Source organism: Vibrio sp. 378 (assembly GCF_033339435.1).
Genome location: NZ_JAWOUO010000149.1, coordinates 1 through 1,073, shown reverse-complemented (window position 1 = coordinate 1,073; position 1,073 = coordinate 1). Strand labels below are relative to the sequence as shown.

1 protein-coding gene is annotated in these 1,073 nt (G+C 45.8%); it reads right to left on the bottom strand.

All coding sequences use genetic code 11. The features are described 5' to 3' along the window. Positions 1-156 precede the first annotated feature (156 nt). The coding region (locus R7Q48_RS24755) for a GGDEF domain-containing phosphodiesterase (RefSeq protein ID WP_318132759.1) at positions 157-1,073 on the bottom strand (917 nt) is incomplete at its 5' end.

Below are 1,073 nucleotides of genomic sequence, written 5' to 3'. Positions count from 1 at the left end.
GCCTTTACGTGACGGGCGTCACAGGCCATCAGCTATCAATTAATTGTAGTGTAAAACAAGGAAAGGAAAACGATTATCCCTCAAGGTGGAAAAGCATTAATGAATTTGAGGAACAAATAACATCAATGCTTTTCTATGAGGTTGTATTGAAAGGAGTTATGACCAAGTAGGTTGGTTTAGAAGTTGCTCAAACTCCTTCGCTGGCACAGGGCGGCTATAGTGGAAACCTTGTCCGAACTCACAGTTTAGCTCGTTGAGATAATCCACATGGCGTTGCTCTTCGATACCTTCTGCGACAATTTTAAGACGCAAGGCTTTGGCCATAGCAATGATCACGTTGACCAGTTCACGATCAGAGTCGTTTTCAAACACGTTTTGCATAAAACTGCGATCGATTTTCAGACGGTCAAACGGGAACTTCTGCAAGTAACTCAGTGCAGAATAGCCCGTACCGAAGTCGTCAATCGTTAGTTTGGTACCGAGCGCACGTAGGTTATCCAGCATGTCCACCAACTCATCATCATGGTTAAACAACAAGCTCTCGGTTACCTCGACATCAAATTGCTCAGCAGGCAAACCCGATTCTTCTAGGCTTTGCCTAATGAACGCCAATAAGCGATCACAATAGCGGAATTGAACGCTAGAGAAGTTCACCGATACAAACAACGGCGAAATGGATTGCCACTGCGAGGCTTGATGACACGCTTGCTGAATGGCGAACTCGCCAAGTTGATGAATCAATCCGTTTTTCTCTGCAATCGAGATGAACTCTTCTGGATTGACGAAACCAAACTTCTCATCGTTCCAACGCATCAATGCGTCTGCGCCAACAATTTTACCGCTTTTCAGTTCGATGATTGGCTGATAGTACATTTCGAGCAGTTGGTTCGAAATCGCATTACGCAAACGACTTTCTAGATCCAAGTAACGCTGTAGATCTTGGTTCATGTTGTGGTTGTAGAAACAGAACGCATCACGGCCATCTTGCTTCACGCGGTACATCGCCATATCGGCACACGCCAACAGCTGCTCGGCGTTATCACCGTCGTCTGGGAAAACCGACATGCCAACAC